The sequence below is a fragment of the Crossiella sp. NPDC003009 genome, assembly GCF_053591555.1.
The window spans coordinates 250,740-267,745 of record NZ_JBSFUA010000008.1 but is presented as its reverse complement, the minus strand read 5'-3'; the positions used below and the strand labels follow the sequence as shown (position 1 = coordinate 267,745).

General features: G+C 72.3%; 16 protein-coding genes. 10 read left to right on the top strand and 6 right to left on the bottom strand.

Annotation, left to right across the window (positions count from 1 at the left end; genetic code table 11):
• Positions 1–453: 453 nt before the first annotated feature.
• The 4 genes from groL to ACWDY5_RS12345 all read right to left on the bottom strand — a co-directional run bounded on the left by groL (position 454) and on the right by ACWDY5_RS12345 (position 4,480).
• Positions 454–2,076 carry a chaperonin GroEL gene (groL, locus tag ACWDY5_RS12360; RefSeq protein WP_449722289.1) on the bottom strand — a complete coding sequence of 541 codons (1,623 nt, stop codon included), beginning with the start codon at positions 2,074–2,076 and terminating at the stop codon, positions 454–456.
• 203 nt (positions 2,077–2,279) lie between these two features.
• The gene (locus ACWDY5_RS12355) at positions 2,280–3,482 is read right to left on the bottom strand and encodes a protein kinase domain-containing protein (protein ID WP_449722288.1); all 1,203 of its coding nucleotides are present in this window, start codon (positions 3,480–3,482) and stop codon (positions 2,280–2,282) included.
• A gap of 28 nt (positions 3,483–3,510) precedes the next feature.
• Positions 3,511–3,717 carry a cold-shock protein gene (locus ACWDY5_RS12350; RefSeq protein ID WP_252482310.1) on the bottom strand — a complete coding sequence of 69 codons (207 nt, stop codon included), beginning with the start codon at positions 3,715–3,717 and terminating at the stop codon, positions 3,511–3,513.
• A 79-nt stretch (positions 3,718–3,796) separates the two neighbouring features.
• Positions 3,797–4,480 carry a TIGR00266 family protein gene (locus ACWDY5_RS12345; RefSeq protein ID WP_449722306.1) on the bottom strand — a complete coding sequence of 228 codons (684 nt, stop codon included), beginning with the start codon at positions 4,478–4,480 and terminating at the stop codon, positions 3,797–3,799.
• 72 nt (positions 4,481–4,552) lie between these two features.
• On the opposite strand from ACWDY5_RS12345, the gene moeA reads away from it, so the two are divergent.
• From moeA to ACWDY5_RS12315, 6 genes are all read left to right on the top strand, one after another.
• Positions 4,553–5,770, top strand: coding sequence for a molybdopterin molybdotransferase MoeA (gene moeA, locus ACWDY5_RS12340; RefSeq protein WP_449722287.1), 1,218 nt, complete (start codon positions 4,553–4,555; stop codon positions 5,768–5,770).
• Positions 5,771–5,825: 55 nt separating this feature from the next.
• The gene (locus tag ACWDY5_RS12335; RefSeq protein WP_449722286.1) at positions 5,826–7,709 is read left to right on the top strand and encodes a M48 family metallopeptidase; all 1,884 of its coding nucleotides are present in this window, start codon (positions 5,826–5,828) and stop codon (positions 7,707–7,709) included.
• A 103-nt stretch (positions 7,710–7,812) separates the two neighbouring features.
• On the top strand, positions 7,813–9,723 hold the full coding sequence (locus ACWDY5_RS12330) for a M48 family metallopeptidase (RefSeq protein ID WP_449722285.1): 1,911 nt from the start codon (positions 7,813–7,815) through the stop codon (positions 9,721–9,723).
• A gap of 66 nt (positions 9,724–9,789) precedes the next feature.
• Positions 9,790–10,503 (top strand): phosphatidylserine decarboxylase, encoded by a 714-nt coding sequence (locus tag ACWDY5_RS12325; RefSeq protein ID WP_449722284.1) that lies wholly within the window; start codon positions 9,790–9,792, stop codon positions 10,501–10,503.
• A gap of 1 nt (position 10,504) precedes the next feature.
• Positions 10,505–11,479: a CDP-diacylglycerol--serine O-phosphatidyltransferase gene (pssA, locus tag ACWDY5_RS12320; RefSeq protein WP_449722283.1), complete on the top strand. Its 975-nt coding sequence runs from the start codon at positions 10,505–10,507 to the stop codon at positions 11,477–11,479.
• 10 nt (positions 11,480–11,489) lie between these two features.
• Complete coding sequence (locus tag ACWDY5_RS12315; RefSeq protein ID WP_449722282.1) at positions 11,490–13,712, top strand: AAA family ATPase; 2,223 nt, start codon at positions 11,490–11,492, stop codon at positions 13,710–13,712.
• Between the two features lie 21 nt (positions 13,713–13,733).
• Here ACWDY5_RS12315 and ACWDY5_RS12310 read toward each other — a convergent pair whose 3' ends face one another.
• A complete protein-coding gene (locus ACWDY5_RS12310; protein WP_449722281.1) occupies positions 13,734–14,018 on the bottom strand; it encodes a LytR C-terminal domain-containing protein in 285 nt (94 codons plus the stop codon).
• A gap of 1 nt (position 14,019) precedes the next feature.
• Here ACWDY5_RS12310 and ACWDY5_RS12305 point away from each other — a divergent pair, with 1 nt between their 5' ends.
• On the top strand, positions 14,020–14,208 hold the full coding sequence (locus ACWDY5_RS12305; RefSeq protein ID WP_449722280.1) for a hypothetical protein: 189 nt from the start codon (positions 14,020–14,022) through the stop codon (positions 14,206–14,208).
• Positions 14,209–14,436: 228 nt separating this feature from the next.
• Here ACWDY5_RS12305 and ACWDY5_RS12300 read toward each other — a convergent pair whose 3' ends face one another.
• The gene (locus ACWDY5_RS12300) at positions 14,437–14,742 is read right to left on the bottom strand and encodes a DUF3263 domain-containing protein (protein ID WP_252483197.1); all 306 of its coding nucleotides are present in this window, start codon (positions 14,740–14,742) and stop codon (positions 14,437–14,439) included.
• 134 nt (positions 14,743–14,876) lie between these two features.
• On the opposite strand from ACWDY5_RS12300, the gene ACWDY5_RS12295 reads away from it, so the two are divergent.
• Genes ACWDY5_RS12295 through ACWDY5_RS12285 form a run of 3 tightly spaced genes read left to right on the top strand, consistent with a single transcriptional unit; the run spans position 14,877 to position 16,982 of the window.
• Positions 14,877–15,449, top strand: a complete 573-nt coding sequence (locus ACWDY5_RS12295) for a peptide deformylase (RefSeq protein WP_449722279.1) — start codon at positions 14,877–14,879, stop codon at positions 15,447–15,449.
• Position 15,450: 1 nt separating this feature from the next.
• Positions 15,451–15,969 (top strand): hypothetical protein, encoded by a 519-nt coding sequence (locus tag ACWDY5_RS12290; protein ID WP_449722278.1) that lies wholly within the window; start codon positions 15,451–15,453, stop codon positions 15,967–15,969.
• Positions 15,966–16,982: a hypothetical protein gene (locus tag ACWDY5_RS12285; RefSeq protein WP_449722277.1), complete on the top strand. Its 1,017-nt coding sequence runs from the start codon at positions 15,966–15,968 to the stop codon at positions 16,980–16,982. Before ACWDY5_RS12290 ends, ACWDY5_RS12285 begins: the two co-directional genes overlap by 4 nt.
• The last annotated feature ends 24 nt before the right edge of the window (positions 16,983–17,006 follow it).

Below are 17,006 nucleotides of genomic sequence, written 5' to 3'. Positions count from 1 at the left end.
TTTTTTAAAAGCGAAAAGAATGTCCTCGCCGGACGGGCAGACCATCAAAGCAGGGGGGAGGATCAAAGGCGGCGAGATGAGTTGCAGACCAGTGCCAGTTTGTGTTGGCGCGCCGGATGCAGCGTGGGTGGTTCCGCGGGGTCTGGGTGGTTCTGCTTCGACGGCCTTCCAAAACCAAACCAGCCCTGTCAAGCGCCCCGGTGCCAGCCGTTGGTGGCGGTGGGCGGCGCGGGTGGGGCGCTTGACAGGGCTGGTGTGTTTTTTCCAGGCCGTCGAAGCAGAACCACCCAGACCGGCCGCTCCGTTGCGAGCAAAAGCGAAGAGCCACAAGCAAAAGCCAAGGCAAGGGCTTTGCCCTTTCCTTGGCATGAAGCAAGCCCCGGTCACAGTGCAGGTGGACCGGGGCTTGCTTTGTGTTCAGTTGTCTAGCTGGTACCGCTCAGCGAAGCTGGATCAGAAGTCCATCTCGCCGCCGCCGGGAGCGGCGGGCGCGGCGGGGTTCTTCTCCGGCTTCTCGGCGACGACGGCCTCGGTGGTCAGGAAGAGACCGGCGATGGACGCGGCGTTCTGCAGCGCGGAGCGGGTGACCTTGGCCGGGTCGATGATGCCGGCCTTGATCAGGTCCTTGTACTCGCCCGTGGCGGCGTCCAGACCCTCGCCAGGCTTGAGGTTCTTGACCTTCTCCACCACGACGCCGCCCTCAAGGCCGGCGTTGATCGCGATCTGCTTCAGCGGCGCCTCGACGGCGACCTTCACGATGTTCGCGCCGGTCGCCTCGTCGCCCTCAAGGCCGAGGCCGGCGAAGGCGGTCTCGGCGGCCTGGAGCAGCGCGACGCCGCCACCGGCGACGATGCCCTCCTCGACGGCAGCCTTGGCGTTGCGGACGGCGTCCTCGATGCGGTGCTTGCGCTCCTTGAGCTCGACCTCGGTGGCCGCGCCCGCCTTGATCACCGCGACACCGCCGGCCAGCTTGGCCAGGCGCTCCTGCAGCTTCTCGCGGTCGTAGTCGGAGTCGCTCTTCTCGATCTCGGCGCGGATCTGGTTGACCCGGCCCTGGATCGCGTCGGCGTCGCCGCCGCCCTCGACGATGGTGGTCTCGTCACGGGTGACGACCACCTTGCGGGCCTTGCCCAGCAGCGAGATGTCGGCGTTGTCGAGCTTGAGGCCGACGTCCTCGCTGATGACCTGGCCGCCGGTCAGGGTGGCCATGTCCTGCAGCATCGCCTTGCGGCGGTCGCCGAAGCCCGGCGCCTTGACGGCAACGGACTTGAAGGTGCCGCGGATCTTGTTGACGACCAGGGTGGCCAGCGCCTCGCCCTCGACGTCCTCGGAGATGATGACCAGCGGCTTGCCGGTCTGCATGACCTTCTCCAGCAGCGGGAGCAGGTCCTTCACCGAGGCGATCTTCGAGCCGTAGAGCAGGATGTAGGGGTCCTCCAGGACCGCTTCCTGACGCTCGGTGTCGGTGACGAAGTAGCCGGAGGTGTAGCCCTTGTCGAAGCGCATGCCCTCGGTGAGCTCCAGCTCGAGCCCGAGGGTGTTGCTCTCCTCGACGGTGATGACGCCTTCCTTGCCGACCTTGTCCATCGCCTCGGCGATCAGCTCGCCGATGGTGGAGTCAGCGGCGGAAATGGAGGCGGTGGCCGCGATCTGCTCCTTCGTCTCCACCTCCTTGGCGGTCTTCAGCAGCGCCTCGGCGACAGCCTCGACGGCCTTCTCGATGCCGCGCTTGAGCGACATCGGGTTGGCGCCGGCGGCCACGTTGCGCAGACCCTCGCGAACCAGGGCCTGGGCGAGCACGGTGGCGGTGGTGGTGCCGTCACCCGCGACGTCGTCGGTCTTCTTAGCTACTTCCTTGACGAGCTCGGCCCCGATCTTCTCCCACGGGTCCTCAAGCTCGATTTCCTTCGCGATGGAGACACCGTCGTTGGTGATCGTCGGCGCGCCCCACTTCTTCTCGAGCACGACGTTGCGGCCCTTGGGGCCGAGGGTCACCTTGACGGCGTCGGCGAGGGTGTTCATGCCGCGCTCGAGTCCTCGGCGGGCGTCCTCGTCGAACGCGATCATCTTGGCCATTGCGGTGTGGTCCTCCGGTAAGTGGATGACACGGGTGCACGGCCAGGCTCGGTGCCCGCGACGGACGACCGGACAGCAGCGCCCCAGTGGTGGGGATGCCGACGGCCTCACCGTCCCGACCTGGCACTCACTGTCGGCGAGTGCCAGGTTCGTGTTTAGCACTCGACGGGGGCGAGTGCAAGCCGCTAAGCCCTTAGCCCAGCTCAGGCCACTGCGAGCACGATCACCATGACCACCACGATCAGCGCGACCACGGCCAGCACCGGGATCAGCCAGCGGCCGCCGACCTCCCGCGAGCTGCTGTTGCCGAAAGCGGTCGGCGCCACCGCCATCGGCGGCCGCAGCCGCACCGGCTCGGCGGGCTGGACCTGCGGCCGGTAGCCCGGCTGCGGGGTGGCGTAGGACGGGGGCGGCTGCACCGGGTTGGGCCCGGTCGGCGGGTGCGGCACGGCGGCGGGCTGGGCCACCGGGACCGGCCCGGTCGGCGGGCGGTGCGTCTGGTGCGCGCCGGTCGGCGTGGGCGTCGGCTGCACGCTGCCCGGTGCCCTGACCTGCGGCGGCGTGCCCTGCTGGGCGACCGCGGCGAGCGCGGAGCGGGCGGCGGAGATCAGCTCACGGCAGTTGGCGAACCGCTTGGCCGGGTCCTTGGACATGCCGCGCCGGACCACCGCGTCGATCGCGGGCGGCAGCACCACCAGCGAGGTGACCGCGGGCGGCTCGGTGGCCAGGTGGCCCTGGATCACCTCGGGCACCTTGCCCTGGTACGGCGGCCTGCCGGTGAGGCAGGCGAAGAGCACGCAGGCCAGCGAGTAGGCGTCGGTGCGCGGGTCGACCGGCTCGCCGCGCAGGTGCTCGGGCGCGGCGTAGGTCGGCGAGCCGAGGAAGTCCCCGCCCCTGGTGCGGTGGCCGGTGGCGCCGCGCCTGGTCAGGCCGAAGTCGGCCAGGTAGACGTGCTCGCCGGAGGACTCGCGCGTGGTGACCAGCACGTTGGCCGGCTTGATGTCCAGGTGGACCAGGCCCTTGCCGTGCAGGTTGTCCAGCGCCTCGGCCACCTGCTGCAACAGCGTCAGCGCGCGGGCGGGCGCGATCGGGCCGTCCTTGATCAGGCTGGCCAGGTCGGCGCCGTCGACGAACCGCATGGCGATGTAGAGGAAGCCGTCGGTCTCGCCGAAGTCGTACAGCGGCACCACGTGCGAGTGGTCGATGGCCGAGGTGTTGCGCGCCTCATCCACGAACCGCTCGCGGAACTCCGCGTCCACGGTGAGGTGGTCGGCGATCACCTTCAGCGCGACCTTGCGCCCGAGCCGCACATCCGTGGCCCGGTACATCGTGCTCATGCCACCGCGGCCGATGACGCCGTCGATGCGGTAATGGCCGAGACGGCGTCCGGTGAGGTCTTCCGACACGGGACGCAGCCTAGCCGTTGCGGGTGAGCTACGTGGCCTTGCGTACCTCTTCGGCCTGCTGCCTGCCGTCGCGTCCGGCCTTGACCTCGAACTCGACCCGGTCACCCTCGTTCAGGGACCGGTAGCCCTCCATCTGAATGGCTGAGTAGTGCACGAAGACGTCGGCCCCGCCGTCGGTGGCGATGAAGCCGTAGCCCTTCTCCGCGTTGAACCACTTGACCGTGCCCAATGCCACGAGATCCTCCCGGCCACACGCTGAACCCGGTCAACGCTACCGGAGCGGACCGGCAAAAGTCAGCGGCAGAAAACCCGGCTCAACCCCGGGAAACCGTTGCGGCACCACGCAACCAGCTCGCCATGCCGCGCGGGTCGCGGCTCTGCGCGAGCACCTCGCCCGGCCCGGCGAAGTCGAACACCAGGCCCTCGCCGGTGCGGATGGACTGGCTGCCGTTGTGGGTGGCCGCGCGTAGCCGGACCTGCACGGTGTCGGCGTAGGCCAGCACGTGCCCCGGGTCCATGGTGATCAGCTCACCGGCCTTGAGCGTGACCACCTCCAGCGCGCCGCAGGCGGCCAGCACCAGCGGGCCCTGGCCGACCACGTGGGTGAGGAAGCCGCCGTCGCCGCCGAAGAGGGCTTGCAGGCCGGAGAACTCCGGGTCGAACTGCACCGTGGCCGGGGCGGCCAGCCAGCAGGTGCGGCTCAGGCACCAGCCCGCCGCGCCGTCCAGCTCCACCACGTGCAGGTCGCCGGGCAGGCTCGGCGCCAGGTCGACCCAGCCGCCCTGGGCGGGTGCGGTGTAGAGCGCCACCGCCGGGCCTTCGCTGCCGAGCGCGGCCCTGGTCAGCGACTTCAGGAAACCGCCATGGGCGCGGGAGTCGATCGCCATGCCGTAGCTGGTCGCCACCAGCCGGCCCGGTTCGGCCAGCACGACCTCGCCGGGAGCCAGCAACAACCGGGCGACGCCGAAGTACGGGGTGTGACGAGTACGGACCTGCACGATTCCCGAGTCTGGCATGAATGGTCCGGTTGCGGCTCGCCGGATGAAGATCCGGAGGGTAAGGATGAGCACGTGAGCACGTCATCCGCAGCCCTGGTCGAGGTCGAGGCGCACAAGGCCAGGGTCTGCTCCCTGCTGGGCACCACCCCGGTGGAGCGCCGTCCGCTGGCCGACTGCCTCGACCTGGTGCTGGCCGAGGAACTGCTGTCCCCGGTGGCGCTGCCGCCCTTCGACAACTCGGCGATGGACGGCTACGCGGTGCACTCCGGCGAGCTGGCCGGGGCCAGCCAGGACGATCCGGTGGAGCTGCTGGTCGCCGAGGACATCCCGGCCGGGCGCACCGATCAGCTGTCCCTGCTCGGCGGCACCGCGCACCGGATCATGACCGGCGCCCCGGTGCCGCACGGCGCGGACGCGGTGGTGCAGGTCGAGTGGACCGACGGCGGCATGCCGAGGGTCCGGGTGTACCGCGAGGTCAAGGCGGGCGCGAACATCCGCCGCGGCGGGGAGGACGTGCTGGCCGGGACCAGGGTGCTGGCCGCGGGGACGCTGCTGGGCGCGAGTGAGCTGGGCCTGGCCGCCGCGGTCGGGGTCTCCGCGCTGCCGGTGTTCCGGCCGCCCAGGGTGCTGGTCCTGTCCACCGGCTCCGAGCTGGTGGAACCGGGCCGGGCGCTGCGGCACGGGGAGATCTACGAGTCCAACGGGATCATGCTGGCCACCGCGGTGCGGCAGGCCGGTGGGGTGCCGGAGCTGCTGCGGTTCGTGCCCGACGACGTGGACGCCTTCCACGCCGCGCTGGCCCCGCACCTGTCCACGGTGGACCTGGTGCTGACCTCCGGCGGGGTCAGCGCGGGCGCCTACGAGGTGGTCAAGGACGCGCTGGCCGGGCACGGGGTGGAGTTCACCAAGGTGGCCATGCAGCCCGGCATGCCGCAGGGCGCCGGCTGGTACCGGGGCGTGCCGGTGGTCTCGCTGCCGGGCAACCCGGTGAGCGCGTTGGTCTCCTTCGAGGTCTTCCTGCGGCCCGCGCTGCTGGCCGCGCGCGGCGCGGTGGACACCGAGCGGCCGCGGCTGACCGCCGTGCTCACCGAGGGCCTGAAGGCGCCTGCCGGACGCCGCCAGTTCCGCAGGGGCCGCTTCGACCCGGTCACCGGGACGGTGGCCGTGGCCGGTGGTCCCGGCTCGCACCTGCTCTCCGCGATGGCGCAGGCCAACTGCCTGATCGACGTGCCGACGGAGGTCACCGAGCTGGCCGCGGGCGACCCGGTGACCGTGATGCTCACCAGATAAAGGACTGCTAACAGCGGGGTTGTCCCCCGAAAAGGTGAGGGCCAGACTCCGCCGGGTGCATGCTGCTTTTCGAGCCGGACTGTCGGTGACGCTGCTGCTGGCGTTCCCGTTCGTCGTCGTGGGCGTGGGCGCGGGCGGGGTGGCGGCGGGCGTCGCGCTGGGCGGGCGGCCGGGCGCGCAGATCGCGCTGCTCGGCCTCGGCGTGCTGATCGCCCTGGGGTTCGCGCTGGTCAGCGCACTGAACACGCGACTGGCCGCGCCGAGCGGGCCGAAGCTCACCCGGCGGGACCAGCCCGAGCTGTGGCACGCGGTGGAGGAGCTGGCCGAGCTGGCCGGGACCAGGCCGCCGGATGAGATCACGCTGATCGGCGAGGTCAACGCGGCCGTGCGGGAGGACACCAAGCTGCTCGGCCTGCGCTCGGGCAAGCGCTATCTGATGATCGGCCTGCCGCTGCTGGCCGGGCTCACCGTGGCCGAGCTGCGCGCGGTGCTCGCGCACGAGCTGGGCCACTACGGCAGGGGGCACACCAGGCTGGCCGCGGTCACCTACCGGGGCGCGGAGGCGCTGGAGCGCACGGTCGACCGGCTGGACCGCGGCCCGGTGCGCTGGGTGCTCGACCGCTACGCCCACCTGTACGCGCTGGTGGCCAAGGCCGCGACCCGCGCGCAGGAGCTGCAGGCGGACCGGGTGATGGTGGCCACCGCGGGCCGGGACGCGGCGGCGAACGCGCTGCGCGCGATCAGCACGCTGGGCCCGGCCTGGGAGGCGTTCAACCGCAGGTACGCGCGGCTGGCCATCCAGGCCGACCGCACTCCGGACCTGCTGCTGGGCTTCCACTCCTTCCTGGTGCACCCCGCCCAGCGGGACTGGCTGGCCGATCTGGTCGAGCAGGTGCTGGACACCCAGCCGGAGTCGGCCTTCGACAGCCACCCGTCGATGCGGCGCAGGCTGGCCGCGATCGCCGAGGTCGAGGAGCAGGCCTTCGACGCCGACGCCCGCCCGGCCTGGGCGCTGCTGACCGACCCGAGGACCACGGTGCCCGCGCTGGAGTCCGCGCTGATCGCCCGCGAGCTGGGCCCGAGGGCCAGCTGGGCGGACATCGTGCGGCTGGCCGCGGCGGCCGAGGCCCGGCACGGGGCCGGGCTGCTGGCCAAGGCCGTGCTGGAGAGCGGACTTGGCCGCACCGGCGCGATCGGCGAGGTGGTGCAGGCGCTGCGCCGTGGCCAGGTGGCCGAGCTGGCCGAGCCGGTGCGCTGGCCGGGCGCGACCGACGAGGAGGTGGTCGCCGAGCTGCTCGCGGACACCGTGGTCACCGCGCTGCTGGAGTCCGGGCGGGCCTACCACCAGCTCGACTGGGGCGGGCCGTGGCAGGTGCGCCTGTCCGACGGGCGGCTGTTCGACGCGACCCGGCTGACCGGACCCGCGGTAGCCGACCGGAACCTGGTGGACGCGCTGGGCCGCAACCTGCAAGCCCTGGGTGTGCCGCCGCGGTTCGTCTGCCACCTCGACCCGGAGGAAGAGGTCGAGGACACCGAGCCGCCGCTGGTCGGCGTGTTCAGCTCGCTGCAGCTGGGCCGCGCGCCCAAGGACCTGCTGGTCTACGGCAGCGGGCTGCTGGTGCTGCCGCTGTCCCGCTGGGTGTGGTTCAAACGCGGGTTCGGCGGGCTGATCGGCGGCTCGGAACGCATGGAGCGCAAGCGGATCGCGCTGCTCACCGAACGCGGCTACCCGGCCCTGCGCGAGGTCAAGGGCGCGGACTGGATCCCGCTGGCCGAGGTCTCCGGCGGCTCGTTCAGCCGCAAGCGCACGGTCGGCTACCTCACCATCGAGTTCGCCGAGGGCGCCCCGCTGAAGTTCGCGATCACCAACTTCACCGAGGACTACGGCGACGCGCACGCGGGCCTGCGCGCGTTCTTCCAGGCCAAGGCTGCCGTCTGACGGGACTTGCCCGGTGCGGGGACGGGGCGGCACACTGCCGCCAGCCAGTACGTCGGGGGCTGGCGAACTCCCTGTCGACTCTGCCCGCTCCCGGAGGTCTCTGGTGCGTGCTCCGCTGCGCGCCGTCGCGGCACTTGTGGTGCTGCTCGGCTTCTTCGTGCTCGTCCTCGCGCTGACCGCCGGGCTGGCACTGTTCGCGGTCTGGCTGTTCACCGAAAGCCACGGCCCGGCGAGCGTCCAGGTCGGCCTGGCCGCCATCGGCGTGGCCGTCGCGGTCGGCGCGGCGCTGCGCAAGGTGCTCAAGGTGCGCGACGAGCCCTACGGCGCGCAGCTGCTCCGCGCGGAGTACCCGGAGCTGTGGCGCACCGTGGACGAGCTGGCGGTGGCCGCGGACACCCAGGGCCCGGACGACATCCGGCTGGTGCCCGAGGTCAACGCCGCGGTCTGGGAGGACACCAGCCTGCTCGGACTGCGCTCAGGCAAGCGCTATCTGATGATCGGCCTGCCGCTGCTGGCCGGCCTCACCGTGGCCGAGCTGCGCGCGGTGCTCGCGCACGAGCTGGGCCACTACAGCCACGGGCACACCCGGTTGTCCGCGCTGACCTACCGGGCCACCGCGGCGCTGGAGAAGACCCTGGAGGAGCTGCGTGGCAGCCTGGTGGGCTGGCTGCTGGCCCGCTACGCGCAGCTGTACACGCTGGTGGCCAGGGCCTCCAACCGGGCGCAGGAGCTCCAGGCGGACGCGGCCTCGGTGACCGCGGCCGGCAAGGCGGCCACCGCGAGCGCGCTGCGCAAGAGCTCGGCGCTGGAGGCGGCCTGGCACAAGTACAGCGAGGAGTTCGTGGGCCTGGCGCCGGAGGCCGGCCGCACGCCCGAGCTGCTCGCCGGGTTCCGCGCCTTCCTGGCCGAGGAGAACAACCAGGCGCGGCTGGCCGAGCTGGAGGAGGAGTTCTTCGACGCCGAGCCCAGCTCGGTCTTCGACAGCCATCCGCCGGTCCGGGTCAGGGTGGCCGCGCTGGCCCAGCTGCCGGACGTGCCGCCGATGACCGACACCCGCCCGGCCTGGGCGCTGCTCGGCGAGGCCGCCGCGGTGCCGAGGCTGGAACAGGAGCTGCTGGCCGACGACCTCGGGCCGAGGGCGAGCTGGCCGGAGATCGTCGAGCTGGCCGGGGCCGCGCACGTCACCGGCAACGCGGGCGTGCTGGCCAAGACCGCGGTGGACGGCGGCTTCGCCACCACCGGCGCGCTGACCGAGCTGCTGGGCGTGGTGCGCCGAGGGCAGGGCGCGCAGCTGGTCGCCCCGCTGGTCAACCAGGCCACCCCGCCCGGCCAGCGCGCCGAGGCGGCCCGGCAGGCGCTGGTCCAGCTGCTCGGCGACACCGTGCTCGCGCTGCTGGTCCGGCACGGCAAGGCCAGCTTCGAGCTGAACTGGAGCGGCCCGTGGGTGGTCCGCGACGGCGACGGCGACGAGCTTGAGGTGCACCAGCGGATCGCCACCGCGCTGGCCGAGAACGACCACGACGGCCTGCGCGACTGGCTGACCGGCCTCGGCGTGCCGCTGGCCGAGGCGGTCGAGCAGGTCGAGTTCGCGCCCAGCACCGAGGTGCTCGGCATCTTCACCTCGGTCAAGTCCGGCGAGGGCCGCTACGACCTGTTCGTCTGCGACAACGGCCTGCTGCTGGTGCCCGTGCAGCGGGCGAAGGCGCTGAACCGGGGCGTGTCCAACGCGCTGGGCCGCACCGCCAAGCGCGAGGCGGATCGGGTCGAGGCGCTGCTGGAACAGGGCTTCGGCGCGCTGCGGGACCGGCCGGACAGCCGGTGGATCGGCATCGACGACGTGGTCAGCGGCAAGCTCGGGCCACGGCCGTGGGGCTGGACGGCGGACCTGCGGCTGACCAGTGGCGAGCTGAGTGTGCGCAGCACCACGGAGACCACGGACCACGGTGAGCCCTACGAGGGCATTGGCGCGCTGCTGGCGCACCGGGCACAGGCGGCGGAGGCAACCGCCGGGTAACTCCGGTGTCCCGTTCGGCTACCGTTTGGCGTCTCTGCCCACCCGACACCAGGACGAGCCGACCCCATGACTGACGATTCGCGACCCCGCTCCGGCACGATCGCCCACTTCCTTGATCTGGCCAAGAGCACGGTCCCGCCGATGCACCCAGGCGGCCGTCCGTTCGTGGCCGGCGCGTTCCTCGCCTCGCTGGTCCTGCGCCGGTTCTCGCGCAAGGCCGGGGTGCTCGGCATGATCGTCACGGCCTGGGTGGCCTGGTTCTTCCGCGAGCCCAAGCGGGTCGCGCCGGCCAGGACCGACGTGGTCACCGCGGCCGCGGACGGCACCGTGTACCTGGTCGACACCGCGGTGCCCCCGGCCGAGCTGGAGTGGGGCAGCGAGCCGGTGCAGCGGGTCAGCGTGTTCCTGTCCATCTTCGACGTGCACGTGCAGCGCGCGCCGGTCTCCGGCGAGATCACGCAGGTGGCCTACCGGCCGGGCAAGTTCCTCTCCGCCGACCTGGACAAGGCCAGCGAGGACAACGAGCGCAACTCGCTGCTGATCCGCACCGACACCGGGGCCGAGGTCGTGGTGGTACAGATCGCCGGGCTGGTGGCCCGCCGGATCCTGTGCCAGGTCACCGCGGGCCAGCGGATCGAGGTCGGCCAGACCTACGGCCTGATCCGGTTCGGCTCCCGGGTGGACATCTACCTGCCCAAGGGCAGCAAGGTGCTGGTCCAGCAGGGGCAGCGCACCATCGGCGGGGAGACGGTGCTGGCCGAGCTTCCCGCTGGGGCCTGAGGTGCCCGCGCGGACCGCACCCGGGGTGCGGCTGCTGCCCAACGCGATCACCGTGCTGGCGCTGTGCGCCGGGCTGTCCGCGGTGCAGTTCGCCCTGCAGAAGCAGTTCCCGTTCGCGGTGATCGCCATCGGCGCGGCCGCGATCCTGGACAGCCTGGACGGTCGCCTGGCCCGGATGCTGGACGCCACCTCCAAGATGGGCGCCGAGCTGGACTCGCTGGCCGACGCGATCTCCTTCGGCGTCGCGCCCGCGCTGGTGCTCTTCGTCTGGGGCTTCGACGGCAACCCGACCGGCTGGACCGCGGCCCTGGTCTACGTGGTGTGCATGGTGTTGCGGCTGGCCAGGTTCAACACGCTGCTGGACGACACCGAGCAGCCGCCGTTCACCAAGGAGTTCTTCGTCGGCGTGCCCGCCCCGGCAGGCGCGCTGGTGGCGCTGCTGCCACTGGTGGTGACCCTGGAGACGCACCGGGGCTGGTGGACCCACCCGGTGACGCTCTACGTCTGGATGGTGTTCATCGCGGGCCTGCTGATCAGCCGGGTGCCCACGCTGTCGCTGAAGACGGTCAAGGTCTCGCCGAAGGCCATCGCGCCGCTGCTGGCGCTGGTCTGCATCGCCGCCGCGATCGTGATCAACTACCCGTTCCTGCTGCTCGCCGTGGCCGCGGTGGTCTACCTGGCGCACGTGCCCTACGCGATCTACCGCTACCGCTGGCTGGCCAAGCACCCCGAGGCCTGGGACGTGCCGGCCAAGGAGCGGCGGGCGATCCGGCGCAGCACCCGTCGGCTGGGCCTGCGGCCGCCGCTGCGCCGCCGGGTGGCCGGGGCCGCGGTCAAGGCGGTCCGGCGTGGACGGCGGGGCGCGGACGGCGACCTGCTGGTGACCCCGGACCGGCCGGACGGCCAGCGCGGCCACTGGCGGCAGCTGGGCCTGCGTCGCAACGAACGGCGGCGGCGGGACTCCAGGCCCGACTAGGCTCGTCAGCGTGATCACGCTGACGGTCCGGCACTCCCCTTCCGCACTGGACACCCGCCGCGGTGTGGTGCGGCTGCACCCCGAGGTGCTGGACGCACTGGGCCTGCGGGCCTGGGACGCGGTCCGGCTGACCGGCACCAGGGTGACCGCGGCGCTGGCCGCGGCCGCCGACGGGAACGTGCCGACCGGGGTGGTGCTCACCGACGACATCACCATGTCCAACCTGGGCCTGACCGAGGGCTCGGAGGTGGTGGTCGCGCCGGTGTCGGTGGCCGCCGCCCGCGCGGTCACCGTGTCCGGATCGCGGCTGGCCAGCACCGGGGTGTCGCCGGAGACCGTGCGGCTGGCGCTGATCGGCAAGGTCATCACCACCGGCGACGCGGTGTCCCTGCTGCCCCAGGACCTGGCCCCGCCACCCGGCTCCGACGTCAGCGCGGCGCGTCAGAAGCTGTCCCGCGCGATCGGGCTGACCTGGACCAACGAGCTGCTCACCATCACCGCCACCGAGCCGGCGGGCGTGGTCGCGGTGCAGCCCTCCACCGTGGTCAGCTGGCGGGACGGCGCGCGCACCGGCGAGCCCCCGCCTGCCGCCAGGCCCGCGATCCCGGCCCCGGCGGCCATCGCGCCGCCCGCGCCCGCCGCGCCACCGCTGCCGGTGGCCGACCTGGTGGGCGCGCAGGACGCGGCCCGGCGGCTGACCGAATGGCTGGAACTGTCCTTCCGCCGCCCCGAGCTGCTGGCCAGGCTCGGCGCGTCGGCCCGGCTCGGCGTGCTGGTCAGCGGGCCCGAGGGTGTCGGCAAGTCGACCTTGGTGCGCTCGGTGGCCGCCGCGGTGGATGCCGAGGTGATCGAGCTGGTCGCGCCCAGCGCCGCCGCGCTCGAACCGGCCGCGGCCAGTCAGCGCGCGCACGACGCGATCAACGCCGCGGTGGCCAAGGCCCGGCGCAACACCCCGTGCGTGCTGCTCATCGCCGACATCGAGGCACTGTTGCCGGCCAACGACCCGCCGCCGCTGGCCACCGTGGTGCTGGACGCGCTGCGCGCCGCGGTGGACACCACCGGCCTGGCCATCGTGGCCACCACGGCCTCGCCCGAGGGCACCCACCCGAAGCTGCGCGATCCCGACCTGGTGGACCGCGAGCTGACCGTGCCGCCGCCGGATGCCCGCACCCGCACCGAGCTGTTGCGGGTGCTGCTGCGCGAGGCGCCGCTGGAGGACGGGGTGGACCTGTCCGTGGTCGCCGAGCGCACCCCTGGCTTCGTGGTCGCCGACCTGGTCGCGCTGCGCAGGGACGCCGCGGTGCGGGCCGCGCTGCGCCAGCGGGAGGCGGCCGAACCGCGGATCGGCCAGGAGGACCTGCTCGGCGCTGCGCAGACCGTGCGGCCGATCTCCATGTCATCCTCGGACGCGCTGGCCACCGGCGGGCTGACCCTGGACGACGTCGGCGACATGACCGAGGTCAAGCAGGCCCTCACCGAGTCGGTGCTGTGGCCGTTGCAGTACCCGGACTCCTTCGCCCGCCTCGGCGTGCAGCCCCCGCGCGGCGTGCTGCTGTACGGGCCGCCCGGCTGCGGCAAGACCTTCCTGGTACGCGCGCTGGCCGGGTCAGGGCGGGTGAACGTGATGTCGGTCAAGGGCGCCGAGCTGATGGACAAGTGGGTCGGCGAGTCCGAGCGGGCGGTGCGCGAGCTGTTCCGCCGCGCCGCCGACGCCGCGCCCACCCTGCTGTTCCTGGACGAGGTGGACGCGCTCGCGCCGCGCCGCGGCCAGTCCTCGGACTCCGGCGTCGGCGACCGGGTGGTGGCCGCCCTGCTCACCGAGCTGGACGGGGTGGAGCCGCTGAACGACGTGGTGATCATCGGCGCCACCAACCGGCCCGAGCTGATCGATCCGGCGCTGCTGCGGCCGGGACGGCTGGAGCGCCTGGTCTACGTGCCACCACCGGACGCCGAGGCGCGCGCGGAGATCCTCAAGTCGGCGGCCCGGCACACCCCGCTGACCGCGGAGGTGGACCTGCCCGCGCTGGCCATCGAGCTGGACGGCTACTCCGCGGCCGACTGCGCCGCACTCATCAGGGAGGCCGCGCTGACCGCGATGCGCGAGTCGCTGGAGGCCGCCGAGGTCACCCCGGCGCACCTGGACACCGCGCGCAAGGCGGTCCGCCCGTCGCTGGACCCGGCGCAGCTGGCCAGCCTGGCCGCCTACGCCGACCGGCACCGCCAGGGCGACTGAGCCACCGAGGCGGGGCGGCGGCTACTTGATGTTGCCGCCGTCCTTGCCGCCGCCGCTGCCGGGCTTGTACTCCCTGGTCACGATCATGATCAGGCCCGGCTTGGCGTCCTTGAGACCGTCGAAGCGCGGCTCGGCGCGGATGCCGAAGGCCCTGGCGAGGGACTTCGCCGCGGCTTCCTCGTCGGTGCCCGGCCGGTAGTAGACCGTGGTGGTCGGGATGATCCCCGAGGAGTAGTTGCCGACCTCGTCTATCGGGTAACCGGCGTTGCGCAGGTCCTCGGCGGCGTGGTCGGCCAGGTTCTTCACGTTGGAGTTGTTGTACACCCGCACCGGCGCCTTCGGCGGGTTCGGCGGCGGCTGGTTGCTGGTCCCCGGCGGCGGCCCGGCGCTGGTGGTCGGCGTCGGCTGCTGGCTGGTCGAGGACGAGGTGCTCGGCGACGGCTCCGCGGAGGTGGTGCTGGTCGGGGCCGGGTCACCGCTGCTGGTGGTCGGCTGACCGGGGTCGGCCGAGGTGCTGGTGGTCGGCCCTGGTTGGGCGCCGTTCTGCGGATCCTCGGTGCCGTTGTTGGCGAACAGGGTCACGACGCCCAGCACTAGTGCCACTCCCGCGACGCCTAGGGCCGCCAGCCCCGCGACCCGCAGTGGGCGGGATGCGCTGGACGGCTCCACCGAGCTCATGCATTGCCTCCGAGAACGCTGATGTCAGCAGTGGCGGAAAGAAGTATCAGATCGGCTCGATGCCCAGTCGCCGGGCGGCCCTGGTGCGCTGGCGACTGGCGCGCAACCGGCGCAGGCGCTTGATGAGCATCGGGTCGGCCGCGAGGGCCTCCTGCTTGTCGATCAGCGCGTTGAGCACCTGGTAGTAGCGGGTCGCGGACATGTCGAAGATCTCGCGGATGGCCTGTTCCTTGGCACCTGCGTACTTCCACCACTGGCGCTCGAAGGCGAGCACCTCGAGTTCCCGCTCGCTGAGCGCCGCCGGGCCTGTGTCCTGGTCACAGGACCTCGCCCTGACCTCTGCGGCGTCCATCCGGCTCCTCGCACTCACCGATCGGCGAATCCCACGGCTGTCATTTTCCGGTTCACCCATTACACCACGTAACCCTGACACAGGCTGGGGCACAGCCCGGCGCGTCCACCCGACACGCCGATAGGCTTCTGGGCATGGCCGTGCACCCCATCGTCATCGCCGGTAACCCCGTGCTGCACAACCCGACGCGCCCCGTGGAGAACTTCGACGAGGAGCTGCGCACCCTGATCGCCGACATGTACGACACCATGGCCGCGGCCAACGGTGTGGGCCTCGCGGCCAACCAGATCGGGGTGGACCTGCGCCTGTTCGTCTACAACTGCCACGACGACGAGGGCAACTGGTTCAAGGGCGAGGTGGTCAACCCGGTCCTGGCCACCACCGAGATCCCCGAGGGCATGCCCCACGAAGAGGACGACATCGAGGGCTGCCTCTCCGCCCCCGGCGAGGCCTACCCCACCGGCCGCGCCGACTGGGCCAAGGTCACCGGCTTCGACGGCCACGGCAACCCGGTCGAGATCGAGGGCAAGGGCTTCTTCGCCCGCTGCCTCCAGCACGAGACCGACCACCTGGACGGCTACCTGTACCTGGACCGGCTGACCGGCAGGCACAAGCGCGCCGCGAAGAAGATGCTCAAGGCCAACGGCTGGGGCGTGGACGGGCTGAGCTGGATGCCGGGCGAGGTCGAGGACCCCTTCGGCCACTGAGGTGGACTCCTTACTCTGCGGCCACGTCGCGTACCCGGCCGAGCGCGGCCGGGTCAGGGGGCCGGGCCTGCACACCAGCCCCGAGGGCACCCGGGTGGCCGACGACGGCTGGGTGTGGGGACCGGTGGGCTCGCCGAGGGTGCTCGACGTCCCGGTCTGGCTGCGCGGCGAGGAGCCCGACCAGCGGCTCTCGTTCCGGGATGAAGCCTGGGACCAGCCGGTGGCCTGGGTGGACGAGGACACCGTCGCGGTCCAGCGGATCGGCCAGGGTGACTGGATGATGATCGACGGGGTCGAGCTGTACGACGCCAGGACCGCCGCACGCGCCGGGATGTTCGCCGGTCCGGGCGGTCCGATGTGGGGCTTCGGCTCCGGCGCGGGGCGCGCGGATCGGGCTGGTCGAGGGGTTCCGGCCGCACGCGCACAACCCGGTGACCGGCGCGTTCGCCGAGCTCACCGACGGGGTGCTGCGCACACTGGCGAATATTCAGTCGACCCCCGCGAGACCATGACCTGGTGAAGTACGCGATCCGGCACACCCACCGGCGACTGGCGCCACTGCCGGACGGCTGGCTGACCATCAACGACGCCAACGACCACCTCATCCGGCTGAGCGAGTCCGGCGAGGCGGAGGTGGTCGCCGACTTCGTGTCCTGGGAGTACGCGACGGAGCCCGACGACTTCCGGGGCCGGACGCGGGGCTTCGGATTGCACACCTCGGCGGACGGCCGGTACGCGGCGGTGACCGACGACTACGGCTGGCACGGGTCGCTGGTCGACTTGGCGGCGGGGCACGAGGTGTTCGCGTTGCGCCGCGACGAGGGCTGGGACGTGTACACCGTGCCGTTCGGGGTGGCCTTCCTGCCGGGAGACGTGCTGGTCGCGCAGACCGACTGGAACCGGGTGGACGCCTTCGCGCTGCCCGGCGGTGAGCTGCTGACCGAGCGCGAGGTGCGCTCGAACTGGCCGGTCGGCGAACCGGAACCGGAGAACGGCCTCAGCTACTTCCACGGCGCCCTGCACGCCAGCCCGTCCGGGCGCTGGCTACTCGCCGACGGCTGGTTCTGGCACCCGGCCCCAGCCCCCTCGCTCATCGACGTGACGGCCTGGCTGGGCGGGGACACCCACGTGCCCGAGCGGATGCCCTACCTGGACACCGACGACTACGCCTGGGACATCCCGGTGGCCTGGCTCGACGACAACACGGTGGCGCTGCAACGGATCCACCACGAGGCGGACCGGGTGGTGGTCACCCACCTCTACGACGCGCCCAGCCGCGAGCTGGTCGGCAGCCTGACCGGTCTGGACGGGCCGATGTGGGCGCACCAGGGCAAGCTGCACGTCAGCGCGGCGGCGGGGCTGGAGACCTGGGATCCGGGCACTGGCGAACGGATCGGGCTGGTGGAGGGCATCCAGCCCACCGCGCACAACCCGGCGACCGGCGGGTTCGCCGAGCTGGCAGACGGAGTACTGCGCACATTTCACCCGGCGAGCGGTGTGGTCAGCACGCCGATCGCTCACTATGGTGCCTAGAGGGCCCGTGCGGCCCACCACCAC

Bases quoted from the DNA above. Each gene is read 5' to 3' on its own strand.
- groL (WP_449722289.1), bottom strand. From the start codon at position 2,076: ATGGCCAAGATGATCGCGTTCGACGAGGACGCCCGCCGAGGACTCGAG.
- ACWDY5_RS12295 (WP_449722279.1), top strand. From the start codon at position 14,877: ATGGCCGTGCACCCCATCGTCATCGCCGGTAACCCCGTGCTGCACAAC.
- ACWDY5_RS12300 (WP_252483197.1), bottom strand. From the start codon at position 14,742: ATGGACGCCGCAGAGGTCAGGGCGAGGTCCTGTGACCAGGACACAGGC.
- ACWDY5_RS12325 (WP_449722284.1), top strand. From the start codon at position 9,790: ATGACTGACGATTCGCGACCCCGCTCCGGCACGATCGCCCACTTCCTT.